This window comes from Wenjunlia tyrosinilytica, from assembly GCF_014646055.1.
GTDB classification, from domain to species: Bacteria; Actinomycetota; Actinomycetes; order Streptomycetales; family Streptomycetaceae; genus Wenjunlia; species Wenjunlia tyrosinilytica.
Window position 1 is genome coordinate 46,065 of the sequence record NZ_BMMS01000031.1, and the last position, 23,691, is coordinate 69,755.

Sequence of the window (23,691 nt, forward strand, 5' to 3'; positions counted from 1 at the left end):
CCCGCGCAGGCCCGGGCGGGCGGCTCCCGCGAAGCCCGAGCCCGCGGGAGCCGCCCCCCTTCAGTGCGCGGGTCCCCCCGAGCTGAGGCGGCCGCGAACGGCGGTCTGGACCTCGGCCTCCTCGGCGGGGTCGGCGGCGAGGCTGCGCAGGCGGGCCAGGACGCGGACGTCACCGATGGTGGCGTGGCGGGCGGCCAGTTCCCGGGTGGTCTCCTCGCAGTCCCACAGGCATTCGACGGCGAATCCCGCCGCGAACGCCGGGTCGGCCGCCGACAGGGCCTGCGCCGCCTGCCCGCGCAGGTGGGAGGAGGCGGTCTCGCGGTAGATGTGCCGCAGCAGGGGTGAGGCGCAGACCATCGCATGTCTGCCGACCCCTTCGACCAGGACCGCCAGGCCCTCGGCGTCGGGGCCCTCGCGCTGGACCTGGCGGCGCAGCGCCGTCAGCACGGCGGGCGCGTCGTCGGGGCCGCCGGCGCAGGCGAGGACGCGGGCGGCGGCGGTGCCGAGGGCGTCGTCGCGCCCCGCCCATCGGCGGGCGCGGTCCAGGGCCGCCGGGAAGCGCATGCGTTCGAATACTTCGAGCGCCACGTGGGCCACCCTCGGCAGCGGGTCGTCGGCGGCGGCCTCGATCAGGTCGAGGATCTCGCGGTCGCGGCGGTCGGCGAGGTGGCGCAGAGCGGCGGCACGGGACCCCTCCGGGCCCCGGCGGGCGGCTTCGAGGAGCTCGTCGCGGTCCTCGGGTGCGGCGACGGCGGCCAGGCAGCGGGCGGCGGGGGCGTCCCGGTGCTCGGTGGGGTGGCCGTCGAGTCCGGCCTGCGCCCAGTCGAGCACGTCCCGCACGCTCCAGCCGGGGGTGGGGCCGCTGGGGCGCAACTGGCGCTGCCAGCGATTGAAACAGGCCTGTTCCTGGGCTGTGCGTACCCGCTCGTGGTCGGCGGCCCACAGCCGCCAGGGGCGGGGCTCGTACGCCTCCTGCACGGCACGGCCGAGCGCGGCGTCGCCCTCGGGGGTGCGCGGGAAGCGGGCCAGGACGGCGGGGCCGAGCGCGCGCAGGCCCTCGTCGTCGTCACGCAGGGCCAGTTCGTCGAGGGCCCAGCCCCAATTGCTGCCGCGGGCCGCGTAGCCGCGCAGCAGGTCGCGGGCGTCCCGCCTGCCGTACCCGGCGAGGTGGCCCAGGACGGACAGGGCCAGGCCCGTGCGCTGCTCGTCGGTGTCGAGGAGGTCGTCGGGGTGGAAGAGGTGATGCTCGATCCCGTCCAGGGCGCCTTCGAGCTCGCTGTAGAGGCGGGCGTAGTAAAGGGAGCGCGACTCGAGCCGCCAGTCGCGGCGGGGGTCGCGCAGGACGCAGCTCTCCAGCGCGGCGAGCGCTTCCGGCTGCCGCGCCGCGAGTGCGTGCAGGGTCCCGTCGCCGCGGCCTCGCTGGAGGAGACCGAGAAGGGACCCGCTGGGCGCTATGTCTGGGTCGAACATGAAGTCAGCATCCGGTGTGGGGATATGCACTGGCAACGGGATTTCCGCTGCCTGTGCCCGGCATCCTTACCTGTCACGACGGGTTCCATGCACGGAGCCCGTCCGCCGTGGGGGGTCAGGCGGGGCTTGCGCAGCGTACCGGGAATGGCGCCGGGCAGCGTTTTGTGCCCGACAAATCCCCCACAGTGCTTGGCATATGCCAGGGGAACCACCGATACGGGTTGCCCCGAAACCCTTACGCGTGCTCGCGCACTGTGCAACAGTCGTCACTGTCCCAACCATGCCGACCTGTGGCGTTCCCGCTGATTTCGGAGAGCCCATGCAGCCCCCACAGCATGCGGACCAGCCGGCCGACGTCGGCGCCGTGGACGCGCTCATCTCCGAGGCGCTGGAGCTGCGGGGACGGGTCGACGAGGTCCGCCGCGTGGCCGTTGCCGACGACGGCGACGACCCCCTCGGCCGCTGGCGGCGGGCCCTGTGCGATCTCGCCGCCCACCACCTGCGCGACCTCGGTGAGCACCTCGGCCAGCTCCGCGCGGAGCTGGCGTCACCGCCGCGCCGCGGCGGCCGCCCGCACGAGCGCGCCGCCTCCGGCCGGAGCGGCCGACCCGCGACCGCCCCCGCGGGCAGGGCCGGAAGCGCCGAGTGGAACCTGGTCACCGACGAGGTCGTCTGGTCACCGGAGATGTTCCGGATCTTCGGCAGGAACCCCGCCGACGGCCCCCTTCCCCTCGACGAGCTCCACGCCTGGCTGTTCGCGGAGGACCAGACGGCCGTCGCCGCGATGGTCACCGCCTGCCTGGTCGACAGCAAGCCCATCGACGGCGAGTTCCGCATCGTGCGCCCCGACGGCAGTGTGCGCACCGTGCACTTGGTGGGGGAGCCCGTCCTCGACCACGACGGCAGCACCCTGTCGATGTGGGCCGTCGTCCGTGACGTCAGCGACCTGCGCCGCAGCCAGCGGGCGGTGCGCGAGACCCGCGACAGCCTCCACCGCTCCCGGCAGAGCGCGCAGACCGAGCACCGCATGGCGGTGGAACTCCAGGAAGCCGTACTGCCACCCTGGCGCGGGCCCCTGCGCTTCCCCGAGAACGGCCCGCAGACGATCGACCTCGCCGCCCGCTACCTCCCCTCCGGCACCAGCGCCCTCGTCGGCGGCGACTGGTACGACGCGCTGGAACTGCCCGACGGCTCCACCCTGCTGACCGTGGGCGACCTGACCGGCCACGGCGTCACCGCCACCTCCGGCATGGCGATGCTCCTCGGCGCCCTGCGCGGCATGGCCGTCGCCGGTGTCGAACCCGGCCCCATGATGCGCTGGCTCAACCAGCTCCTCGACCGGTCCGCGCAGGCAGCCCTCAGCAGCGCCCTGTGCTGCCGCTTCGACCCGCACGAGCGCTCACTGACCTGGTCACAGGCCGGACACCCCGCTCCGCTGCTCTACCGCGGCGGGGCGGGCCGGCAGCTGGAACCCCCCGAGGGGGTACTGCTCGGAGCCGTCGCCGACGCCCGCTACGCCCAGCGCACCGACCGGCTCGCCCCAGGAGACGTGGTGCTCCTGCACACCGACGGACTCGTGCCGCACCGCAGGGCCGACTCCTCGTCCGTGGTCGAGCAGTTGCTGGAACTCTCGCCGCGGATCACGGCGGCCCACAGCGCGCAGGAGTGCGTGCGCGCGGTCGTTGAGCGATTCGGCGCGGTGGACCGCGACGACGACGCCTGCGTCCTGGTCGCCCGCGTCTGCTGAACAGCGGCGTTCGGGAGGGAAGTCCGCGGGCGGTTGCGCACGTGGACAGGGCTCCGGCGCGGAGACCGGAGTTGACGAAGCCCCGGCGCGCGGAGAACGGAGTTGACGAAGATCCGGCATGGAGACCGGAGTCGACGGAGATCGGAATCTGGGACTTGGACTCCGGCTCGGGGTTTCGGGCTTTCGGGCTTCGGACCATCGGGCTTCGGACCTGCGGGTCGACCGGGGCGGGCCCGGACGGCACGCGGACTCAGACGGAGAGGTTCTTCGCCTGGCTCGGGAGGGACTTCTTGATCTGGTCGCGCAGGTCCTTGATGCCGGAGTGGTCGCTGTACCGCGCGGTGAGCCGGTACATCTCGCGCAACCGGTCCCAGGTGCGCTTGGAGGAGGTCTCCCCCATCGAGACCAGGGCCAGCCGCGCGTACCGCTCGGCCTGCTCGGGGTCGTTGGCGATGAAGCACGCCGACGCCAGCGAGATGTAGTCGAAGATCGTGGAGCGCTGCCGCCCCTTCGCCCGCAGCTCCAGCGCCTTCTTCGCGTGGTACTGCGCATGCCCGGACATCGAGGGGTCGTGGTCGGCGAGTGTGCGGTACGCCAGCGCCTGCATCCCGTGCAGATCGGCCTCGTCGAACATCTGCATCCAGCTCGGCGGCTCCACGTCCCCGCGGTCGGAGACGAACAGGTCCTCCGCCTCACCGAGGGTGCGCCGCATCGCCTGGCCCCGCCCCATGGACGCCTGCGCCCACGCCTCGATGGTCTGGAGCATGGCCCGGGTGCGCGGCAGCGCCTCGTGCCCCGCCCCCGACTTGGCGAGCTTCATCAGGTCCAGGGCGTCGTCGGGCCGGCCGAGGTGCACCATCTGGCGGGCCGCCCGGGACAGTGCCTCCCCCGCCCTCGGCCGGTCACCGCCCTCGCGGGCCGCGTGCACGGCGATCACGAAGTACTTCTGGGCCGTCGACTCCAGTCCCACGTCGTGGGACATCCAGCCCGCCAGCCCGGCCAGATTCGCCGCGACACCCCACAGTCTTCGGTGCAGATGCTCGGGATGGCGGTAGGCGAGCATGCCGCCCACCTCGTTGAGCTGGCCGACCACGGCCTTGCGCTGCAGTCCGCCGCCGCGCGAGGCGTCCCAGGCGCGGAACACCTCGACGGAGTGCTCCAGGGCCTCGACCTCGTCGGAGCCGACGGGCGCCGCCTCGTAGCGGTCGAGTGAAGCCTGGCTGACGGTACCGAAGCCGTCGAAATCGGTGTGGGGAGCGTCGGCGGCAAGCACCGGGTCGGTGTGCAGCCAGTCCCGCATGGCGCCAGTCAAAGCTGAGCCGGCGGCGAGCGCGGCGCCCGCGCCCACCAAGCCACGTCGGTTGAGCATGAGGTCCATTCCCGTGAATTCGGTGAGGACCGCGGCAGTTCGCTCCGGTGGCCACGGCAGGCCGTCCGCGGCCTGCTTCCTACCCGTACGCCGATGCCGGTCGAACCCGAGATCCTCGATGGTCACGACACGGCCGAGACGCTCGGTGAACAGGGCTGCCAGCACCTTCGGCACCGGATCGCGCGGGGCCTCGCCCGTCTCGATCCAACGCCGTACCCGCGAAGTGTCGGTCGCCAGCTGCGGATGGCCCATGACCGCCGCCTGCCGGTTCACGAGTCGGGCGAGTTCGCCCTTGGACCATCCGGTCAGTCCGAACAAGTCCGCGAGTCTGGTGTTGGGTTCCTTGCTCACATCAAGCCCCCAGGTTTCTCGGCACAGTTGAGGCTAGTGACCGGTTCGGGTGCCCGCGACCATTCGCCAGGGTTCGCCAGGGTCCGCCAGATGGTCTGCCACCCGCGAACGGGTGTGGTGTAGGAACGCGCCACCCCGGCCCGGTACCACGGCACTCGGTCATCCCGGCAAAGTAGTCCCGGCAAAGGGGCGTGGAGTGCACGGACGGCTTCCCGACCGGGATTTCCCGGGCACCGCATTCCCCAGGATGCGGGGCACGAGAAGCACCGGAAGGGCCGCCGTCCGCGCACCGATTCCACGCCACCCCACGCCACCCGGCCGCTGGGACGAGGTGGCGATTCACCGGCCCCACCGGTGAACTCGCAGGCACAGGAAGGGATCTGTCTCCCGCTCATGTATTCAGCATCGTCCTCCGTGTCCGCCCCGCCCCGGCCGCCACGCGCGAGCCGGAACGACAGCGCTCCGACGCCCGGCCGTCCCTCGATGACGGCCACCCGACCCGATCCCCGACTGTCCCCGACCCAGACCGCCGCGGGCCTGCGACCACCGGGCCGGCCAGGTGCTCCCGGCGGCCCGGGAATCGCCGCACGGCTCGATCTGACCGGCCCGCAGGGAGCACGGCTGCGGGCAGCCCTCGTCCCCGTCCAGCGGATATGTCCGGATTTCCTGCCGATCCAGGTGCTCCGGCAGAGCGGACGCTCCCTCCTCGTCGCCGGAACGGCGGGGCGGATGCCCGTCGTCGCCAAGTGCCTGCTGGACCATTCCCCCGAGTGGGTGAAACGGTTCCGCCACGAGGTGGCGGCCTACCGGGCGTTCGTCCGCCACCGCCCGCCCGCCCGGGTGCCCCGGCTCGTCGCCGCCGACCCGGAGAGCGGCTGCCTGGTCCTCGAACGGATGCCCGGGCGGGTGGCGGCGCTCCAGCGGCACCCCGTGGAGGGACCAACGCGGGCGGACCTGCGGGCGGCGCTCGGTGCCTTCTGCCGCATCAACCTGTGGCGGCCGCCCCCGGGAATCTTCGACGCCCCCATCGACTACACGGCGGCGGTCTCCCACTACCACCGGCTCGGACTCCTCACCGACCGCGACCGCGGCGACCTGCAGAAGCTCCTGCACGGCATCGCCTGCGCTCCGTGGCAGTTCTGCCACGGGGACGCACTCCTGCAGAACGTCCTGCTCTCCCCCTCGGGACCGGTGCTGATCGACTGGGAGCACGCCGGGTGGTACCTGCCCGGCTACGACCTCGCGGTGCTCTGGTCCGTCCTCGGCGACGAGCCCGTGGCCCGCCGCCAGATCAGCCAGCTCGCGCAGACTTCCGGACCGGCCTCGCGCGACGCCTTCCTCGTCAACCTCATGCTGGTGCTCACCAGGGAGATCCGCTCCTACGAGACCGCCGTGCAGCGCACCATGAACGGCGCCTCGGCAGCCCCGGGAGGAGGCGAGGCCGGCGAGGAGCAGCGGCTGCTCCTGCGCCGCCTCCACGACGACTGCGGCGTGGCCCGCCGCGCCGTCCGCGCGGCGGTCGGCACCCGCTGAGCGGCCGGTGGTGCCCGCTGACGTCAGCGGGCACCACCGGCCCGAGGCCCGTCGACGATCACGCCTGCGGCGAGGCGGACGAAAATCGTGCGCCGTACTCGGCGTTGAGCCAGGCGATGTCCGCCCCGCTCAGATCCACTGCGCTCAGATCCACCGGGCTCAGATCCGCGCCGCCCAGATCCGCGCCTTCCAAGCAGCCGCCGGCCCGCGGGAGCGGAAGGCCACCGTGCGGCACACACACGAGCCGACTCTGCGCACCGCCCCCGCGTACGGGTCAGCTCTGCTGGAACATCTCCGCAGGCAGCGGCTTGAGCAGCTGGTAGAGGTCGTCGGTGATGGGGCGGTCCCAGGTGGCGATGGTGACCCGCACGCCGTCGCTGCGGTCGAACTGCGCACACGCGACACGGCCCTCGGACACCTTGATCCGCTGCACGATCAACAGGTTGTCCCCGTGCATCACGGGAGTGTCCTCACGCTCCACCTCGTGCACCGGCTCGTCGTTCTCCAGGGCGGCGAGGAGCTGAGTGACCTCGAACGGCACATCGCCCTCCTCGACCTCCCGGGCCGCAGAGCCCTCCGGGAGGTTGCCGATGAGCATGGCCGGACCGCGGCCGCCGAACAGGTCGTAGCGCAGGAAGATCCCCTGGCAGCTCCCGTCGGGACCCGCTAGCAGAGCCGCGCCCAGGCTGCCCGGCCAGTCACCCGGGTCCATGGCGAGTACATCGAAGTCCGGCCCTGTGGGCGTGCTCGAGGAGCGGCGGCGGAGGAACGACATGCGGCCATCGTACGTGTCCGGAGGGGGTCCTCCTCGACCGACATACCCGGTGGCCGCGGCCGCCGCGGGCCACCCGGCCACCGGGTCCGATCCGGTTCAGGTGAGGTCGAACTCGCCGTCGCGCGCACCGAGTACGAAAGCACGCCATTCGCCGGGCGTGAAGATCAGCGCGGGACCGTCCGGGTTGCGCCCGTCACGCATGGCGATGTAGCCCTCGACGAACGCGATCTGCACATCGCCGACACCCTGAGTGCTCGACAGCCATTCCGCGTCGGTCAGGTCGAGTTGGGGCTTCTTGGCCGCCTTGCCGTCGGCCACGAGCCGCTCGGTGGTGCTGTCCGCCACGTACATCTCCTCCTGCATTGAGGTGAGGCTCCAGCCTAGCGATCAGGGACGTGGCCCGACAGGCACTGTTCCAAGCCGTTCTCCGCCTCCCGCACTCCCGCTCGAGCCATTCATCCCACGGGCCGCTCACTCCCCACCAGCCACATGGAGAAGAACTGCGCGCCTCCCCCGTACGCATGGCCGAGAGCCCTGCGCGCACCGTCCACCTGATGCTCGCCGGCCCGCCCCCGCACCTGGAGCGCCGCCTCCGCGAACCGGATCATCCCCGACGCGCCGATGGGATTCGCCGACAGCACCCCTCCCGAGGGATTGACCGGAAGATCCCCGTCCAGTTCGGTCACCCCCGACTCCGTCAGCTTCCACCCCTCCCCCTCCGCGGCGAAGCCCAGGTTCTCCAGCCACATCGGCTCGTACCAGGAGAACGGCACATACATCTCCACCGCGTCGATCTCCCGCCGCGGATCGGTGACACCCGCCTGCCGGTACACATCCGCCGCGCAGTCCCGCCCGGCCCGGGGACTGACATAGTCCTTGCCCGCGAACATCGTCGGCTCGCTGCGCATCGCCCCGCCGTGCACCCACGCCGGCGGATGCGGTGAACGGGCCGCCCCGGCCTCACCGGTGAGCACCATCGCGCAGGCTCCGTCGGAGGAGGGGCAGGTCTCCGAGTAGCGGATCGGATCCCACAGCATGGGCGAGGACTGCACCTTCTCCAAGGTGATGTCCTTCTCGTGCAGATGGGCACAAGGGTTCTTCAGCGCGTTGCGCCGGTCCTTGTAGGCGACGAGCGAGCCGATCGTGTCGGGCGCCCCCGTACGCCGCATATAGGCGCGGATGTGCGGGGCGAAGAAGCCGCCCGCGCCCGCGAGCAGGGGCTGCTGGAACGGGATCGGCAGCGACAGGCCCCACATCGCGTTGGACTCCGACTGCTTCTCGAACGCCAGGGTGAGAACGATGCCATGGACCCGCGCCGCGACCAGATTGGCCGCCACCAGCGCCGTGGAGCCGCCGACCGAGCCCGCGGTGTGCACCCGCAGGAGGGGCTTGCCGACCGCGCCGAGCGCGTCGGCGAGATACAGCTCCGGCATCATCACCCCTTCGAAGAAGTCGGGGGCCTTGCCGATGACCACGGCGTCGATGTCCGCCCAGTCCAGCTCGGCGTCGTCCAGGGCACGCCGGGCGGCCTCGCGCACGAGCCCCGCGATGGACACGTCGTGGCGGGCGGAGACGTGCTTGGTCTGGCCTATGCCGACAACGGCGACCGGTTCACCCCTCATGGCGCTGCCCTCCTCCTCGTTCGCTCAACGGGCTGCTCGCTCCAACGGGCTGCTCGCTCCAACGGGTTCGCTCCAACGGGTTCGCTCCAACGGCTCGCGGTGCGGCGCTCACCGGGCCTCCAGGACGGCGACCAGGTTCTGCTGGAGGCAGGGACCGGAGGTGGCATGGGCGACGGCCCGCTGCGACTCACCGCGGTGGACGGCGGCGGCGGCCTCACCGAGCCGGATCAGGCCCGCGGCCATCACGGGATTGGCGGCGAGTGCCCCGCCGGAGGGGTTGACGGCCACCTCCTCGTCCAGGCCCAGCGCCCTGCGCAGCACCACTTCCTGCGAGGTGAACGGGGCATGGAGCTCGGCGGTGTCCACGGGCGCCTCGAACAGCCCCGCGTGCTCGGCCGCCAGCCGGGTCGAGGGCGAGTCGGTGAGGTCGCGCACGCCGAGGCTGTGGGCCTCCACGCGGTGGTCGATCCCATGGATCCACGCCGGACGCGGGCACAGGTCCAGGGCGGTGTCCCCGGCGGCCAGCACCACGGCGGCGGCGCCGTCGCCCACGGGGGGGCAGTCGTGGCGGCGCAGCGGCTGGACCACGTACTCCTCGGCCAGGAGCACGTCGGGGGGCGCGGAGCCGACGAGTTGGGCACTGGGGTTGGCCTCTGCGGCGGTGCGGCTGCGGGCTGCGATGCCCGCGAGCTCCCGTTCGTCGGTGTGCCCGGCGTCGATGAGGGCCTGCGCCTGGAGGGCGGCGAGCGAGACGGAGTCGGGCCACAACGGGGCGACGTAGTACGGGTCGAGCTGGCGGGTCAGGACGTCGCGGACGCTGCCCGGCGAGGACTTGCCGTAGGCGTAGACGAGCGCGGTGTCGGCCTGCCCCGTCAGGAGCGCGACCCATGCCTCGTACAGCGCCCAGGCGCCGTCCATCTCCACATGGGACTCCGAGATCGGCGGCCATGCCCCCACCCCGTCCAGCGCCATCGTGAAGGAGAAGGCGCGCCCGGCCAGGTAGTCGCTGGAGCCCGAGCAGGTGAAGCCGATCTCCCCGGCCCTGAGCCCGACTTGGCCGAGCACGTCGTGCAGGACGGGCATCAGCAGCTCCACTTCGGAGAGCTGGTCGCTGCGGCGCACGGTCGGCGCCTGCGCGAAGGCGACGATCGCGACCTCGCGCGGCATCATGGCAGCTCCTTGGCCATCACAGCAGCTCCTTGTAGGTGTCGTAGTCCGCGTCCGGCTCGCCGGTGGGCCGGAAGTGGTCGACGGAGGCGAGAGTGGGGGCGAGCCGGTCGTCGTCGACCCAGACCGCTTCGACGCGCAGGCCCATGCGCACCTGGTCGTAGGGGATGCCGCCGATGCGGGCGTGCAGTCCGAGGTCGGCCCCGTCGAGGGCGATGTGGGCGTAGACGTAGGGCACCTCGATGTCGAGGTTGCGGGCCTTGACGTTGACGACGCAGTAGGTGGTGACGGTGCCTCTGGGGCCGACCTCGACCTGCTCGTCGGTGGCGACACCGCAGGTGGGGCAGGCGCCGCGCGGCGGAACGTAGGTCTTGCGGCAGTCGGGGCAGCGTTCGCCGATGATCCGCCTGCCGGTGAGCGCGGTCAGGAAGCGCGACTGCGCGCGGCCGGAGGTGTAGGTGTAGTCGAGGCGCGCCGCCGTGACGATTCCGGTGACGGGGTCGCCGTCGAAGCGGCCGGTGTGCGGGGTGGTGGCTCGAGGGCGCTCGGGCCTGTTATCTGATTGTCTGCTTTTCTTGCCCTGGCTGTCCGCGTGCCCGTCCGGTCGCCCGCCCTCGTCCAGTCGCTCGAAACAGACGATGTCGGTGATGGCGCCGCGGCGTTCCGCCGCCCACCGCACCCGGACCCGCGTCCCCGAGCTCACCTCCTCGGGGCCGCGTGCGTCGAGGGCGTGCAGAAGGGCGGTGTCGGCGCCGTCGAGGCGTACCAGCACCCAGGCGAACGGTGCGGTGAGCGGCTGGCCCGGCCGCGGATGGGGGTTCCAGGCCCAGGTGGTGACGGTGCCGGTGCCGGCCACCTCGACCAGATCACGCAGTTCCTCGGCGGTGACGGGGTCGTACTCGACGGGCGGCATGAGGATCCGCCCGTCGGACGCCCGTACCCCCAGGAGAGTACGTTCACGCAGCCCGGTGAGGAAGGCGCTCTGCACCGGCCCGAGCGACCGGGTGAACGGGAACTCGACGACCAGCGGCGCACTCAGGACCTCGGGCATGCGCACTCCTCTCGACGTATCCCTGGACGGGGGCGGTCCCGACCCGCGGGTCTCGGCAGGTGCGGGCCTGGAAGGGGGCGGCGTGCTACTGCCGCCGGTAGACGGCCGGGCGCTTCTCGGCGAAGGCCTTCGCGCCCTCCTTGGCGTCGGCGGTCGCGAACACCGGCCAGCCGCGTTCGAGTTCGAGTCTGAGCCCGTCCTCCTCGCCGAGCGCCGCGCTGTCGTGGACCGACGCCTTGACCGCCTCGACGGCCAACGGACCGTTGGCATTGACCAGTTCGGCCAGCTCCAGCGCCCTCTCCAGCGCGGCGCCGTCCGGGACGGTGCTCCCGATCAGCCCGATGGCCAGGGCTTCGCGCGCGCTGTAGGGGCGGCCGGTCAGGAGCATCTCCAGGGCATGCGTCTTCGGGATCTGCCGGGGCAGCCGCACCGTCGAACCGCCGATGGGGAACAGCCCCCGCCGCACCTCGAACAGGCCGAAGGTCGCGCCCTCGCCCGCGACCCGGATGTCGGTGCCCTGGAGGATCTCGGTGCCGCCCGCCACGCAAGCGCCCTCGACGGCGGCGATCACCGGCTTACGGGGCCGGTGGTGGCGCAGCATGGCCTTCCAGTGCAGGTCGGGGTCGGCATTGAGCCGGTCGCGGTACCGCTGTCCGGCCATGCCGCCGTCGCCCGCCGCGAGCGCCTTGAGGTCCATACCGGCACAGAACGAGCCCCCGGCGCCGGTGAGCACGATGGAGCGGACGGCGTCGTCCGCGTCGGCTTCGAGCCAGCCGTCGTGGAGGCCGACGAGCATCGGCAGGGACAGCGCGTTCTTCGCCTCCGGCCGGTTGAGGGTCAGGACGAGGGTGGCCCCTCGGCGCTCCACGGTGAGATGTTCCGTCCCGCCCATCGTCCGGCCTCCCGGTCGCGTTGGCGCTGCGTTGGACTAGAACAGGTTGCAGTAGCGGTGGGCCGAACTTCAATACCTCTTCTGACACTCAGTCAGATTTCTGTGCGGCCCGTCTTCCCACCACACCCCTTCGGCGCTCTAATGAGCGCCTGCCCGCGAGCGCCGTGTCCGACTGGAGGAGCCGTGGAGTACAACCTTGCCGACCTGTTCGAGTCCATCGCCGACACCGTGCCGGACCGCGAGGCACTGGTGCACATCGACCACCCGGGCACCGGCGAACGGCGCGCCCTCACCTACGCGCAGCTCGACGCGGCGGCCAACCGGCTCGCCCATCATCTGATCGAGCGCGGCATCGGCACGGGCGAGCACGTGGGGCTGCACCTGTACAACGGCGTCGAGTACCTCCAGACCGTGCTCGCCTGCCTCAAGATCCGCGCGGTTCCGGTCAACGTCAACTACCGCTACGTGGAGGACGAACTGGTCCACCTCTACCGGGACGCGGACCTCGCCGGCCTGGTCTTCGACGCACGGTTCGACGAACGGGTGGCCGCGGCGCTGCCCAGGACGCGGCGGCTTCGCCTGCTGGTGCGGGTGGGCGCTCCTTCGACGGATTCCGGCGCACTCTCCTCGACCACCGAACCGTTCACCGCCGAACCGGCGTTGACCGCCGTACCGTTCGAGCAGGCAGTGGAGACCGGCTCACCCGAGCGCGGCTTCGCACCGCGCAGCGCCGACGACCTGTTCATCATCTACACCGGCGGCACCACCGGGCTGCCCAAGGGAGTGATGTGGCGTCAGGAAGACCTGTTCTTCGCCGGAATGGGCGGCGGGGCGCCGACCGGCGAGCCGGTGACGTCACCCGGGGAACTGGCCCAGCGGGTCGCCGAGGGCGGTGAGGGACTGGTCTTCTTCCCGACGGCGCCGCTGATGCACGGCACCTCCACACTCACCGCGTTCATCGGCTTCTTCTACGGCCAGAAGGTCGTCCTGCACACCAAGTTCGTGCCCGAGGAGGTACTGAGGACCGTGGCGGAGGAGAAGGTCACCAGCATCTCACTCGTCGGGGACGCGATGCTGCGCCCGCTCGGGGACGCGCTGGCCGGTCCGCTGAAGGGCACCGACTGCTCGTCGCTGTTCAGCCTCAGCAGCAGTGGCGCGATCATGTCCGAGACGGTGCGCCGGCGGTTCCAGGAACTCGTGCCGAATTGCGTGATCCTCAACAACTTCGGCTCCTCCGAGTCCGGATTCAACGGCACGGCCACCGAGGACTCCGGACCCGCCCGGGGCTTCCGGCTGCGGATGAACGCGCGCACCACGGTCGTCGATCCGGCGACGCTGGAGCCGAGCGCGCCGGGCGTTCCCGGCCGGATAGCGCAGCGCGGGCACTGCCCCGTCGGCTACTACAACGACACGGACAAGAGCGCCTCGACCTTCTTCCAACGCGACGGCGAACGCTGGGTGCTGCTCGGCGACATGGGAACGGTGGACGCGGACGGTGTGGTGACCGTGCTCGGCCGGGGCTCGCAGTGCATCAACACCGGCGGTGAGAAGGTCTATCCGGAGGAGGTCGAGGAGACGCTGAAAGCTCACCCCGACGTGTACGACGCGCTGGTGGCCGGGGTGCCCGACGAGAAGTGGGGCAGCACGGTGGCGGCCGTGGTGCAGCCGCGCGAGGGTGCACGGCCGCCGACGCTGGACGCCATCCAGGACCACTGCCGTGCCCGCCTCGCGGGATACAAGATTCCCCGCCTCCTCGTCATCACCGCCGGCATCCAGCGCTCGCCCAGCGGCAAGGCGGACTACCGGTGGGCGAGCGCGGTGGCGTCGGAGGCCGCGCGCTCGGCGGCCACGTGACCGGCGGCCCCCGCCGCAACGCCCTGCCTTCCCCGCCCTCCCAGCCCTGCCTTCCCCCGCCCTCCCAGCCCTGCCTTCCCCCGCCCTCCCAGCCCTGCCTTCCCCCGCCCTCCCGGCCCTGCCTTCACTCCTGCGCGGTCGCCGCGATGAGCTGGTAGGACGTGGCGCCGTCGATCGACTCACGGACGATGTCGGCGTGCCCGGCGTGGCGGGCGGCCTCCTCGACGAGGTGCAGCAGGATCCAGCGCGCGGAGCGCCTCGAGCCCGGCGGGAACCACGGGGCCTCGGGGAGGGCGACCGTCGCCTCCAGATCGGGCAGGTCGGCGACCGCCTTCTCCGTGTACAGGGCCACGGCCTCGTACTCGCGCAGCCAGTGGGCCAGCGTCTCGCCCTCGACCATGCTGAACTCGGTCTCCCAGTTCCTGGACTCCTCCTGCGCCCGTCCGGTCATCAGATCGGTCCAGCCGCGCTCGACGAGGGCGGCGTGCTTGATCAGCCCGGAGAGCGACAGGGCGCTCGCGCTGGGCCGGGACGCCGCCTGCTCCTCGGTCAGGCCGTGGACCGCGCGGCGCAGGCTCTCGCGCTGGGCGGACAGGAACTGCAGCAGTGCGTCGCGCTCGTCGGCCTCGGCGCCCACCAGAGTCGGCATAACGGTTCACCTCTCGTTCGGTTCGATACAGCACACGCTATGCCCTATTGCGGACAGTTCCGGTCCGCAATGACCCACACGGCACCACCGAATCGAAGAGGCCTTTCCGACCGCCCCCCGCGGCCTCAGACCTGCCGTTCGCGCCCCTCCCAGTACGGTTCGCGCAGACGGCGCTTGTAGAGCTTGCCGTTGGGGTCGCGGGGCATGTGCTCGACGAAGTCCACCGACTTGGGGCGCTTGTAGCGCGCGAGCCGCCGCTCGCAGTGGGCCAGTATCTCGGCCGCCAGTTCCTGCCCCGGCCGGTGCCCCGGCGCGGCTTCGACGACGGCCTTGACCTCCTCGCCCCAGTCGCTGTTGGGGATGCCGAAGACGGCGGCGTCGGCGACGGCCGGGTGTCCGAGCAGGGCGGACTCGATCTCGGCGGGGTAGATGTTCACCCCTCCCGAGATGATCATGTCGATCTTGCGGTCGCGCAGGAAGAGGTAGCCGTCCTGGTCCAGATAGCCCAGGTCACCGACGGTGAAGAAGTCCCCGATGCGGTTCCTGCGGGTCTTGGCCTCGTCCTTGTGGTAGCTGAACCCGGCGACGTCCATCCGCATGTAGACGGTGCCCGTCTCTCCGGCCGGCAGCCGGTTGCCGTCGTCGTCGAAGATCGCCAGCTCGCTGATCGGCCATGCCCTGCCGACCGTTCCCGGCCGCTCCAGCCACTGCGCCGCCGTCGCGAACGTCCCTCCGCCCTCGCTGGCCGCGTAGTACTCCTCGACGCAGGTGCCCCACCAGTCGATCATCGCCCGTTTGACATGGTCCGGGCAGGGCGCCGCCCCGTGCAGGGCGTGGCGCATGGACGAGACGTCGTAGCGGTCCCTGACCTCCTCGGGCAGGGCGAGGAGGCGGTGGAACTGGGTCGGCACCATGTGCGTGTGGGTGCAGCCGTGGGCCTCGATGAGCCGCAGCATCTCCTCCGGGGTCCACTTGTCCATCAGCACCACGGGGTGGCCGATGTGCAGGGCCGCGGCCGCGAACTGGAGCACCGCCGTGTGGTAGAGCGGCGAGCACACCAGGTGGACGTTCCCCTCGAACGGCTGGATGCCGAAGATGGCGAGGAAGCCGCCGAGGTGGGTCTGCTCGGGCGGCACACCCGGCAGCGGGCGGCGGATGCCCCGGGGGCGGCCGGTGGTGCCGGAGGTGTAGTTCATGACCCAGCCCGCGGTCCGGTCCTCGGGCGGGCTCTCGGGCTGCCCGTCGAGCAGTTCGGAGAACGGCCGCAGACCGGCTCCGCCTCCCGCGTCCGGCCGGTCCCCCGAGTCGGCCACCGCGAAGCGCCTCTCCTTCGGCAGTCCGGCCTCGTCGGCCGCGGCGACCGCATGCTCGGCGAAGCGCTCGTGGGCGATGAGGACCTTCGCTCCCGAGTCGGAGACGATCCAGGCGATCTCGGGACCGACCAGGTGGTGGTTGACCGGCACCATGTACAGGCCCGCCTGGGCCGCGGCGAGGTAGGCGATGAAGAACTCGACCCCGTTGGGCAGGACGACGGCGAACACGTCGCCGGTCCGAAGTCCCTGCTCCCGCAGGCCGTGCACGAGCTGGTTGCAGGCGGCGTGCAGCCGGGCGGCCGACCACTCCTGCCCGTCGGGGGCGATGAGCGCGGTGCGGTCGGCCCCCCCGTCGGGTCCGGCCTGCGCCGCCTGCGCCCAGAAGCCGTTGGGCACGGTGTTCGTCATGGAGGGCCCTCCTCGGCCTCGGGCTCACTCGCGTCCGGCGATCCGGTTCAGACGCGTGATCGCCCGCTCGAATCCACGGGTCAGGTCGTCGAGGACGTCGGCCACGGACCGCTCCTCGTCCATCCGCCCGACGATCTGCCCGACCGGGGAGCCGAGCAGCTCGGGCGTCTCGTACTTCTGGATGCGTGAGACGGCGTCGGCGACCAGAAGCCCCTGCAACGGCATGGGCAGCGGCCCGGGTCCGGCCGGGTCCTCCCAGGCGTCGGTCCACTCGGTGCGCAGCTGCCGGGCGGGTTTGCCGGTCAGCGCCCGCGAGCGGACCGTGTCCCCCGACCCCGCCGCCAGCAGCTTCTCGGTGAGCGCGCGTGAGGGCAGCTCCGCCTCGGTGGTGGTCAGCCAGACCGAGCCGAGCCAGATGCCCTGGGCACCGAGCGCCAGCCCGGCGGCGACCTGCTCGCCGGAGCCTATGCCCCCCGCCGCGAGGACCGGGAGCGGGTCCACGGCGCGCACGATCTCCGGGGTGAGGACCATGGTGGCGATCTCTCCCGTGTGGCCGCCGGCCTCGTACCCCTGGGCGACGACGATGTCGATGCCCGCCTCTTGGTGGTGGCGGGCGTGGCGGGCGCTTCCGGCGAGGGCGGCGACGAGGATGCCGCGCGCGTGGGCGCGTTCGACGACGTCGGCGGGCGGGGAGCCGAGGGCGTTGGCGAGCAGCCGGATCGGGTACTGGAGGGCGACGTCGACCTGCGAGCGGGCGACCTCCTCCATCCAGCCGGTGATCCGCCAGCCGGCCCTGTCGCCCTCGGCGAGCTCGGGAACGCCGTACTTGGCGAGCAGGTCCTCCACCCAGGTCCGGTGGCCGTCGGGGATCATCGCCTCGACATCGGCCTCGCTCACACCGCCGACCTTCTTCGCGGGCATCACCACGTCGAGCCCGTAGGGTCGTCCGCCGGTATGGGCCTCCATCCAGTCCAGACCGCGGGCGAGTTCGTCCCCGGCCCCGTATCGGACCGCGCCGAGCACCCCGAAGCCGCCCGCCCTGCTGATGGCCGCGGCCACGGCCGGGAAGGGGGTGAAACCGAAGATGGCGTGCTCGACTCCGAGGCGTCTGCTCAGCTCCGTCTCCATGCCGGGCAGCATGCCCCAGGGCCGCGGGCGATGGAAGAGGTTTACTGACGGGGCGTCAGATTTTGCAAGTGGTAGAACTTCGGGCAGAACGACCGGGAGGGGAGGCCCATCATGGCCATCGACTACACCAAGCGCACCACTTCGCACACGGCCCCGAGCACTGGCTCGCGCATCGACTACACCAAGGGCACGGCCTCGGGCAGCGACCGCGGCAAGCGGCCGCCCGCCGTCGGCCTGGAGAAGCTGCGGACCACCGCTCCGGGCCTGGTGAGCCTGTACAAGCAGGCCGCGGTGAGCCTGGAGCGGTACGAACTGACGGGTGAACGGGCAGCGGTCTACCTCGTGCTGGACCGCTCGGGCAGCATGCGCCGCTACTACCGCGACGGCAGCGTGCAGCGCCTCGCGGAGCAGGCGCTGGGCCTCGCGGCGCACTTCGACGACGACGGCAGCGTCCCCGTGGTCTTCTTCTCCACCGAGGTCGACGGCCTGGCGGAGGTCTCGCTCGACGCCTACCAGGGCCGGGTCAACGCGGTCCACGAAGCGCTCGGCCACATGGGCAGGACCAACTACGCCGCCGCCATGGAGGCGGTGATCGCGCACTACCAGCGGTCCGGCGCCACCGACCCGGCGTATGTGATCTTCCAGACCGACGGGGCGCCGGAGAGCAGGTCGCGGGCCACCCGGACCCTGTGCGAGGCCGCGCGGCTTCCGCTGTTCTGGCAGTTCGTGGGCTTCGGCGACGACGAGTTCGCGTATCTGCGCAAGCTCGACGAGCTTCCTGTTCCGCACCAGCGGGTGGTGGACAACGCCGGGTTCTTCGCGGTGGGACCGCGGCCGGGCCGGATGTCCGACGCCGAGCTGTACGACCGGCTGATGGGTGAGTTCCCGCACTGGCTGCGGGCGGCGCGGCATCAGGGCATCGTGCGCTGAACGCCGGGCGGGGCGCTCCGGGGGGTGAGCGCGCGGGTGCCCCGCCGGCGTCCGGGAGATCAGCCCGCCTCCTGCCGGGACAGCCGGTACGCCGAGGGATGGGTGCCCGGGCCCAGGCGGCCGACCGCCTTGACGATGTGGCGCGGTGGCAGCTGCCAGCGCAGGAACGACGGTACGGTGCGCAAGGCCCGGCCCGCGGTGCGCAGGCCCCGGTCGGTGGCGGGCGGCGGGAGCGGCCGCTCACCGTAGAGCGTGTGGGCGTGCTCGGGCAGCGAGGAGTAGGCCAGTCGGGAGGCGCGTCTCCAGAACACGTCGCGGGCGGGGACGAGCCAGTCGGGGGCAGGCGGCTCGCGCAGGAACTCCAGCACCTGCTCGGACTCCGGAGTGCTCGCCAGGTCCGGGCGGACCTTGTCGAAGTACGTGGCCAGCTCGGCGGTGTCGGCGGGGACGTCGGCGGGATCGAGGCCGACCAGCCGGGCACTGGCGCGCTGCTCGTCCACGTAACCGTCGCAGCGCTCCTGGGTGAGCGGGAAGCCGGAGCGCCGGGCGACGTGGAGGTAGGAGTCGATCTCGGCGCAGTGCACCCACAGCAGCAGCTCCGGCTCGTCGACCGGGTAGGTCTCGCCGGTGTCCGGGTCCTCGGCGGTGAGCCTGCGGTGGATGGCCCGGATCCTCGCTCCGGCCCGCTCGGCGGCCAGGGTGGTGCCGTAGGTGATGGTGCCCACGAAGCTCGCCGTGCGCCAGAGCCGCCCCCACGGGTCGTCCCGGAAGTCGCTGTTCTGCATGACTCCCCGGACCGCCCGCGGGTGCAGCGCCTGGAGGTAGAGCGCCCTGATTCCCCCGATCCACATCACGGGATCGCCGTGCAGATGCCAGGTCACCGATCCGGGGCCGAAGAGCCCGGGGTCCGCGTCGCGCATGAGCACCCCCTGCGTGAGGTCGTACCGTTCTTTCAGCCTATGCCCGCCCCCCGGGCCACGGACCGCGAAGGATCCGGCCACGGCCAGGGGAACCCACTGCTCTGCGCGCCGGTCGGCGCCCCCGCTCAGCGGCGCACCCGGGGCATGCCGAGGCCGATCCAGGAGATGATCTCGCGCTGGATCTCGTTGTTGCCGCCGCCGAAGGTGAAGATCACCGCGCTGCGGTACCCGCGCTCGAGGTCGCCGTGCAGGACCGAGCCCGCCGAGCCCTCCTGCATGGGCCCGGCCGCCGCGACGACCTCCATCAGCCAGGCGTAGGCGTCCCGCCGCGCCTCGCTGCCGTAGACCTTCACCGCGGAGGCGTCGTGCGGGGTCAGGGTGCCGCGGTGCAGGGCGTCGACCATCTGCCAGTTCAGCAGCTTCATCGCGTCGAGGCGGGCATGGGTTCGGGAGAGGTTGCGCCGCACCCAGCCGAGGTCGAGCACCCGGCGTCCGTCGGCGAGCTTGGTGTCCGCGGCCCAGCGCCGGACGTCGGCCAGCGCGCGCACGGCCGTGGTGCCGTGGGCGGCCAGCGTCACCCGCTCGTGGTTGAGCTGAGTGGTGATCAGGCGCCATCCCCGGTTCTCCTCGCCGACCCTGCGGGAGACGGGGACGCGGATGTCCTCGTAGTAACTGGCGGTCGTGTCGTGGGAGGCGAGGGTGTTGATGACCGTGCACGAGTAGCCGGGGTCCGACGTCGGTACGAGGAGGATGGAGATCCCCTTGTGCGGGGGCGCCTCGGGGTCGGTGCGCACGGCCAGCCACACCCAGTCGGCGGTGTCGCCGTTGGTGGTCCAGATCTTCTGCCCGTTGACCACGTAGGCGTCGCCGTCGCGGACCGCCCTGGTCCTGAGAGCGGCGAGGTCGGTGCCCGCGTCGGGCTCCGAGTAGCCGATGGCGAAGTCGATCTCGCCGGAGAGTATCCCGGGCAGGAAGTGGTCCTTCTGCTCCTCGGTGCCGAACTGCATGATCGTCGGGCCGACGGTGTTGAGCGCCATCAGCGGCAGGGGGACACCCGCCTGGGCGGCCTCGTCGAAGAAGATGAACTGCTCCATGGGGGTCATCCCGCGCCCACCGTACTCGGCCGGCCAGCCCACGCCGAGCCAGCCGTCGATGCCGAGCCGGCGCACGATCCGCCGGTAGAACCGCTTCTGCCCCGCCCGGTCCGCGAACCGCGCGTGCGCGTCCTGCGGCACCAAGCCGGCGAAGTACGAGCGCAGTTCGGCGCGCAGCTCCCGCTGCCGCGGCGTGTAGTCCAGGTGCACGGCCCCTCCTCGTGTCGGGCTGCTCGGCATCCGGCGCACACACGGTAGAACGTGTTTCACAAATAGGGAACCACGCGTCCCCGCCCACTGGTTCGGCGCCCACTACTTCGGCGCCGGGCCGCTGCTCTCCCGGGGGAACTTCGGCGCCGGGCCGCTGCTCTCCCGGGGGACGAGCCTCGGCAGTACGTCCCGCACCCGGCGCGCGGGCTGTCCGTCGAGCAGGGCGAGCAGCTCCTCGGCCGCGTGCCGCCCGAACTCCGCCGTGTCCCGTGCCAGCGACGTCAGTTGAGGATGCGTCAGACGGCACAGCTGCGAGTCGTCCCAGGCGACCACCGACAGATCTCCGGGAATCGACAGCCCCCTCTCGGCGGCGACCGCCGCGCCCGCCACGGCCATCACGTCGTTGTCGTAGACGATCGCGGTGGGCGGCGCGTCCCGCGCCAGCACCCGGCGGGTGGCCCGCGCGCCCTCGGTGTCGGAGTAGTCGGTGGTCACCGAGAGCACCTGCGCCAGCCCCCGCCGCTCGGCCTCGAGGGTGAGCGAGGCGATACGGCGCCGAGTGTGGGACAGGTCCGCCAGGCCCGCGATGTGGACGATACGGCGGTGGCCGAGCACGTACAGGTGCTCGACGATCGACGCCATCGCCCCGGCGTCGTCGGCCCAGAGGTTGGAGACCAGGCAGTGCTGCGGCGCGGACCCGGCCACGTCCCCCTCGAGGCCGCCGACCACCACGGCCGGCAGGCCCAGGGAGTCCAGCAGAGCGGGCCGGGGGTCGTCGCGGCGCGGATCGACCACGATCAGCCCGTCGACCCGGCGCTCCGCCCACCAGCGGCGGTAGACCGCGCACTCGTCGCCGACGTCCTCGGCGATCTGGAAGAGCAGGCCGAGGTGGCGGATCGACAGAACCTCCTGTATCCCCGACACGAGCCGCAGGAAGAAGGACTCCACCCCCAGCGTGCCGGCCGGGCGGGCCAGGACGAGGCCGACCGTCGCCGCCCCCTCGCCGGACAGGGCGCGGGCCGCCGTGCTCGGCCGCCAGCCCAGTTCCTCGGCCACCCCGCGCACACGCTCCCTGGTGGCCTCGGAGACGCCCGGGCGGTCGTTGAGCGCGAACGAGACGGCGCTCTCGGAGACCCCCGCCCGCCGGGCGATGTCCTTCATGGTGGGGCGCCGCACAGGAACCCGCCTGGCCGGACGCGGCCCACTGCCCGGCTGCGGCCCCCGGGCCGGCGGTGACGGTGCGCCCGGCTCCGGCAACCGCCCCTCGTGTTCCCGCGGACGTGGTTCCCGCTCAGGCGCCATGGCGTTCCGCTCCTGCTCGCACGCTCTTGTACTAATGCGCTTCAGCAGTAACACTCTAAAGCGCTTTAGCCGTCATCCGCAAAGGAGCGCCGGTCATGGGCTTCCCCCGTCGAGAGGCCGCCGCCACGGCCGCCGCCACCTGCGCACTGTCGCTGTCCGCCTGCGGTTCCGGGGGCGGCGGGGCAGGCGACACGGCCGACGCGTCGGGGAAGGTCGAGGGCACCGTCGCCTTCCGGACCTGGTGGCGGCCGGCACGGTCGTCGCCGTCCTGCCGCTGACCGGATGTCCGCCTGCCTCCAGCGCTACTTCTTCCGCGGCGTCGGGGAGGGCGCCGTCAAGGGCTGACCACCGACCTTTCCGAAGAGGACCCCATCCTTTGTCTTCGCGTGTGCGCTTCGGCGCCAACTACACCCCGACCGCCGGCTGGTTCCACCACTGGCTCGACTTCGACCTCGACGACGTCCGCGCCGACCTGGACTCGATCGCGGCCCTGGGCCTGGACCACGTCCGGGTGTTCCCTCTGTGGCCGCTGTTCCAGCCGAACCGCACCCTGATACGGCCGCGCGCGGTCGAGCAGCTCGTGGCACTGGCCGACGCCGCCGCCGAGCGGGGACTGGACGTGGGCGTGGACGGACTCCAGGGGCATCTGTCCAGCTTCGACTTCCAGCCGTCCTGGACGCTGACCTGGCACCGGCGCAACATCTTCACCGACCCCGACGTGCTGTCGGGGCAGGAAGAGTATCTGCGGACTCTGGCCTCGGCGCTCGCCGACCGGCCGAACTTCATAGGGATGACCGTCGGCAACGAGGTCAACCAGTTCTCGGACGGGCCCCATCCCGATCCCGACCGCATCACCGCCGAGCAGGCCGGGGCATGGCTGACCCGGATGCTGGCCGCCTGCGAGAAGGGGGCGCCCGGCCGCTTCCACACGCACGCCGAGTACGACGCCACGTGGTACCAGGACGGGCACCCGTTCACCCCCGCCCACGCGGCCCGCCTGGGCGCGGCCACCGCGGTGCACTCGTGGGTGTTCAACGGGACGGCGCAGCGGCACGGCCGCGACGGCGCCGCCACACGCCACCACGCCGCCTATCTGATCGAGTTGTCCAAGGCATGGGCGCTCGACCCCCTGCGACCGGTGTGGCTCCAGGAGGTCGGGGCGCCCGCCCCGCACATCCCGGCCGAGGACGCGGCCGGGTTCACCGAGGCCACGGTCGAGGCGGCCCTGGACTGCGCCGACCTGTGGGGCATCACCTGGTGGTGCTCGCACGACGTGGACCGTTCGCTGGCCGACTTCCCCGAACTCGAGTACAGCCTCGGCCTGCTGACCAATGACCGCGTGGTCAAGCCCGCGGGCCGGACCATCGCCCGGATCACCGAGCGGTGGCGCGACCGGGAGCACCGCCCGAGGGCCCGCACCACCGCCCTGGTGCTGGACAGCGATGCCGAGACCGCGGCGGACCGCTCCGCCTGCGCTCCCGGGGGCGCGTTCTTCGAGGCCTGGGCCCGCCTTGCCGCGGCGGGCGCGCGGCCCGCCGTGGTCCTGCGCGAACTCAGCCACGACGCCGGGCACCTGTCGGCGCGCGGCATCACCGAAGTCATCACCGTCGACGACGTCGGCCGCGGCGCCGACGCCGTCTCCGTGCGCGATCCGACGGCGGACCGGGAGACAGCGGCGCCGCAGAGCCCTGGTCAGTGACTCGACCTACGGCCACGACGTCACCAGGACGGTGGGCGAGGGCGGGGGAACCACCACGACGGTGCGGCTGTCCCTGCCGCGGGCCCCGCGCTTCCCCGACCCGAGGACCGACCAGGGTGTGCACCGCTTCGGTACGCGCTGGTGCCGGGAGCGGGGATCGGCGACGCGGTGCGTGAGGGGCACCGGATCAGCCGGGGTGTCCGGGCA

The 23,691-nt window shown here is 72.2% G+C and carries 21 protein-coding genes and 2 pseudogenes; 8 read left to right on the top strand and 15 right to left on the bottom strand.

Translation table 11 applies throughout. The annotated features are described in order from the left end of the window. Positions 1–60 precede the first annotated feature (60 nt). Positions 61–1,470 carry a HEAT repeat domain-containing protein gene (locus IEY86_RS28485; RefSeq protein WP_189134760.1) on the bottom strand — a complete coding sequence of 470 codons (1,410 nt, stop codon included), beginning with the start codon at positions 1,468–1,470 and terminating at the stop codon, positions 61–63. 319 nt (positions 1,471–1,789) lie between these two features. Here IEY86_RS28485 and IEY86_RS28490 point away from each other — a divergent pair, with 319 nt between their 5' ends. Then, entirely contained in the window at positions 1,790–3,217 is a 1,428-nt protein-coding gene (locus IEY86_RS28490) for a PP2C family protein-serine/threonine phosphatase (RefSeq protein WP_189134761.1), read from the top strand. Positions 3,218–3,467: 250 nt separating this feature from the next. On the opposite strand, the gene IEY86_RS28495 is transcribed toward IEY86_RS28490, so the two are convergent. Next, on the bottom strand, positions 3,468–4,937 hold the full coding sequence (locus IEY86_RS28495) for a DNA-binding protein NsdB (protein ID WP_189134762.1): 1,470 nt from the start codon (positions 4,935–4,937) through the stop codon (positions 3,468–3,470). Positions 4,938–5,330: 393 nt separating this feature from the next. Here IEY86_RS28495 and IEY86_RS28500 point away from each other — a divergent pair, with 393 nt between their 5' ends. Beyond that, the gene (locus tag IEY86_RS28500) at positions 5,331–6,470 is read left to right on the top strand and encodes an aminoglycoside phosphotransferase family protein (RefSeq protein ID WP_189134763.1); all 1,140 of its coding nucleotides are present in this window, start codon (positions 5,331–5,333) and stop codon (positions 6,468–6,470) included. Between the two features lie 58 nt (positions 6,471–6,528). On the opposite strand, the gene IEY86_RS38245 is transcribed toward IEY86_RS28500, so the two are convergent. The 7 genes from IEY86_RS38245 to IEY86_RS28535 all read right to left on the bottom strand — a co-directional run bounded on the left by IEY86_RS38245 (position 6,529) and on the right by IEY86_RS28535 (position 11,977). Beyond that, positions 6,529–6,711, bottom strand: a complete 183-nt coding sequence (locus IEY86_RS38245; protein ID WP_189134764.1) for a pentapeptide repeat-containing protein — start codon at positions 6,709–6,711, stop codon at positions 6,529–6,531. Positions 6,712–6,744: 33 nt separating this feature from the next. Next, positions 6,745–7,245 (bottom strand): hypothetical protein, encoded by a 501-nt coding sequence (locus IEY86_RS28510; protein WP_189134765.1) that lies wholly within the window; start codon positions 7,243–7,245, stop codon positions 6,745–6,747. A gap of 96 nt (positions 7,246–7,341) precedes the next feature. Further along, the gene (locus tag IEY86_RS28515; RefSeq protein WP_189134792.1) at positions 7,342–7,596 is read right to left on the bottom strand and encodes a DUF397 domain-containing protein; all 255 of its coding nucleotides are present in this window, start codon (positions 7,594–7,596) and stop codon (positions 7,342–7,344) included. 104 nt (positions 7,597–7,700) lie between these two features. After that, positions 7,701–8,867, bottom strand: a complete 1,167-nt coding sequence (locus tag IEY86_RS28520; protein ID WP_189134766.1) for a thiolase family protein — start codon at positions 8,865–8,867, stop codon at positions 7,701–7,703. A 108-nt stretch (positions 8,868–8,975) separates the two neighbouring features. Then, positions 8,976–10,034, bottom strand: a complete 1,059-nt coding sequence (locus tag IEY86_RS28525) for a thiolase family protein (RefSeq protein WP_189134793.1) — start codon at positions 10,032–10,034, stop codon at positions 8,976–8,978. Positions 10,035–10,053: 19 nt separating this feature from the next. After that, positions 10,054–11,085, bottom strand: a complete 1,032-nt coding sequence (locus tag IEY86_RS28530; RefSeq protein ID WP_189134767.1) for a Zn-ribbon domain-containing OB-fold protein — start codon at positions 11,083–11,085, stop codon at positions 10,054–10,056. 85 nt (positions 11,086–11,170) lie between these two features. Beyond that, on the bottom strand, positions 11,171–11,977 hold the full coding sequence (locus IEY86_RS28535; RefSeq protein ID WP_189134768.1) for a crotonase/enoyl-CoA hydratase family protein: 807 nt from the start codon (positions 11,975–11,977) through the stop codon (positions 11,171–11,173). A 183-nt stretch (positions 11,978–12,160) separates the two neighbouring features. Between IEY86_RS28535 and IEY86_RS28540 the strand changes: the two genes are divergently transcribed. Beyond that, the gene (locus IEY86_RS28540; RefSeq protein WP_189134769.1) at positions 12,161–13,831 is read left to right on the top strand and encodes an acyl-CoA synthetase; all 1,671 of its coding nucleotides are present in this window, start codon (positions 12,161–12,163) and stop codon (positions 13,829–13,831) included. Between the two features lie 124 nt (positions 13,832–13,955). On the opposite strand, the gene IEY86_RS28545 is transcribed toward IEY86_RS28540, so the two are convergent. From IEY86_RS28545 to IEY86_RS28555, 3 genes are all read right to left on the bottom strand, one after another. Continuing rightward, complete coding sequence (locus IEY86_RS28545; protein ID WP_189134770.1) at positions 13,956–14,480, bottom strand: DinB family protein; 525 nt, start codon at positions 14,478–14,480, stop codon at positions 13,956–13,958. 125 nt (positions 14,481–14,605) lie between these two features. Then, positions 14,606–16,201, bottom strand: a complete 1,596-nt coding sequence (locus IEY86_RS28550) for an acyl-CoA synthetase (RefSeq protein WP_189134771.1) — start codon at positions 16,199–16,201, stop codon at positions 14,606–14,608. Between the two features lie 24 nt (positions 16,202–16,225). Then, positions 16,226–17,329 carry an NAD(P)H-dependent flavin oxidoreductase gene (locus IEY86_RS28555; RefSeq protein ID WP_189134772.1) on the bottom strand — a complete coding sequence of 368 codons (1,104 nt, stop codon included), beginning with the start codon at positions 17,327–17,329 and terminating at the stop codon, positions 16,226–16,228. Positions 17,330–17,440: 111 nt separating this feature from the next. Here IEY86_RS28555 and IEY86_RS28560 point away from each other — a divergent pair, with 111 nt between their 5' ends. Continuing rightward, on the top strand, positions 17,441–18,259 hold the full coding sequence (locus IEY86_RS28560) for a vWA domain-containing protein (protein ID WP_189134773.1): 819 nt from the start codon (positions 17,441–17,443) through the stop codon (positions 18,257–18,259). Positions 18,260–18,318: 59 nt separating this feature from the next. Here the strand turns inward: IEY86_RS28560 and IEY86_RS28565 are convergent, their stop codons facing one another. The 3 genes from IEY86_RS28565 to IEY86_RS28575 all read right to left on the bottom strand — a co-directional run bounded on the left by IEY86_RS28565 (position 18,319) and on the right by IEY86_RS28575 (position 21,644). Next, positions 18,319–19,179 carry an oxygenase MpaB family protein gene (locus IEY86_RS28565; RefSeq protein WP_189134774.1) on the bottom strand — a complete coding sequence of 287 codons (861 nt, stop codon included), beginning with the start codon at positions 19,177–19,179 and terminating at the stop codon, positions 18,319–18,321. Between the two features lie 125 nt (positions 19,180–19,304). After that, a complete protein-coding gene (locus IEY86_RS28570; RefSeq protein ID WP_189134775.1) occupies positions 19,305–20,483 on the bottom strand; it encodes an acyl-CoA dehydrogenase family protein in 1,179 nt (392 codons plus the stop codon). 102 nt (positions 20,484–20,585) lie between these two features. Then, entirely contained in the window at positions 20,586–21,644 is a 1,059-nt protein-coding gene (locus IEY86_RS28575) for a LacI family DNA-binding transcriptional regulator (protein ID WP_229698836.1), read from the bottom strand. A gap of 236 nt (positions 21,645–21,880) precedes the next feature. On the opposite strand from IEY86_RS28575, the gene IEY86_RS28580 reads away from it, so the two are divergent. The 4 genes and pseudogenes from IEY86_RS28580 to IEY86_RS36865 form a co-directional block, all read left to right on the top strand. After that, positions 21,881–22,063 (top strand): hypothetical protein, encoded by a 183-nt coding sequence (locus IEY86_RS28580; RefSeq protein WP_373287106.1) that lies wholly within the window; start codon positions 21,881–21,883, stop codon positions 22,061–22,063. Then, a pseudogene (locus tag IEY86_RS36860) lies at positions 22,024–22,130 on the top strand (carbohydrate ABC transporter permease); the annotation flags it as partial. The gene IEY86_RS28580 and the pseudogene IEY86_RS36860, both read left to right, overlap by 40 nt. A 31-nt stretch (positions 22,131–22,161) precedes the next feature. Further along, positions 22,162–23,484, top strand: a complete 1,323-nt coding sequence (locus IEY86_RS28585) for a glycoside hydrolase 5 family protein (protein ID WP_229698837.1) — start codon at positions 22,162–22,164, stop codon at positions 23,482–23,484. Beyond that, positions 23,471–23,676: pseudogene (locus tag IEY86_RS36865) on the top strand (hypothetical protein); the annotation flags it as partial. The gene IEY86_RS28585 and the pseudogene IEY86_RS36865, both read left to right, overlap by 14 nt. Positions 23,677–23,691 lie beyond the last annotated feature (15 nt).

What these genes read in the sequence shown, in the direction of transcription:
- IEY86_RS28550 (WP_189134771.1), bottom strand. Translation starts at nt 16,201, where the DNA reads ATGACGAACACCGTGCCCAACGGCTTCTGGGCGCAGGCGGCGCAGGCC.
- IEY86_RS28560 (WP_189134773.1), top strand. Translation starts at nt 17,441, where the DNA reads ATGGCCATCGACTACACCAAGCGCACCACTTCGCACACGGCCCCGAGC.
- IEY86_RS28530 (WP_189134767.1), bottom strand. Translation starts at nt 11,085, where the DNA reads ATGCCCGAGGTCCTGAGTGCGCCGCTGGTCGTCGAGTTCCCGTTCACC.
- IEY86_RS28525 (WP_189134793.1), bottom strand. Translation starts at nt 10,034, where the DNA reads ATGCCGCGCGAGGTCGCGATCGTCGCCTTCGCGCAGGCGCCGACCGTG.
- IEY86_RS28575 (WP_229698836.1), bottom strand. Translation starts at nt 21,644, where the DNA reads ATGAAGGACATCGCCCGGCGGGCGGGGGTCTCCGAGAGCGCCGTCTCG.
- IEY86_RS28580 (WP_373287106.1), top strand. Translation starts at nt 21,881, where the DNA reads ATGGGCTTCCCCCGTCGAGAGGCCGCCGCCACGGCCGCCGCCACCTGC.
- IEY86_RS28555 (WP_189134772.1), bottom strand. Translation starts at nt 17,329, where the DNA reads ATGGAGACGGAGCTGAGCAGACGCCTCGGAGTCGAGCACGCCATCTTC.
- IEY86_RS28515 (WP_189134792.1), bottom strand. Translation starts at nt 7,596, where the DNA reads ATGTACGTGGCGGACAGCACCACCGAGCGGCTCGTGGCCGACGGCAAG.
- IEY86_RS28545 (WP_189134770.1), bottom strand. Translation starts at nt 14,480, where the DNA reads ATGCCGACTCTGGTGGGCGCCGAGGCCGACGAGCGCGACGCACTGCTG.
- IEY86_RS28520 (WP_189134766.1), bottom strand. Translation starts at nt 8,867, where the DNA reads ATGAGGGGTGAACCGGTCGCCGTTGTCGGCATAGGCCAGACCAAGCAC.
- IEY86_RS28485 (WP_189134760.1), bottom strand. Translation starts at nt 1,470, where the DNA reads ATGTTCGACCCAGACATAGCGCCCAGCGGGTCCCTTCTCGGTCTCCTC.
- IEY86_RS28535 (WP_189134768.1), bottom strand. Translation starts at nt 11,977, where the DNA reads ATGGGCGGGACGGAACATCTCACCGTGGAGCGCCGAGGGGCCACCCTC.
- IEY86_RS28490 (WP_189134761.1), top strand. Translation starts at nt 1,790, where the DNA reads ATGCAGCCCCCACAGCATGCGGACCAGCCGGCCGACGTCGGCGCCGTG.
- IEY86_RS28565 (WP_189134774.1), bottom strand. Translation starts at nt 19,179, where the DNA reads ATGCGCGACGCGGACCCCGGGCTCTTCGGCCCCGGATCGGTGACCTGG.
- IEY86_RS28510 (WP_189134765.1), bottom strand. Translation starts at nt 7,245, where the DNA reads ATGTCGTTCCTCCGCCGCCGCTCCTCGAGCACGCCCACAGGGCCGGAC.
- IEY86_RS28500 (WP_189134763.1), top strand. Translation starts at nt 5,331, where the DNA reads ATGTATTCAGCATCGTCCTCCGTGTCCGCCCCGCCCCGGCCGCCACGC.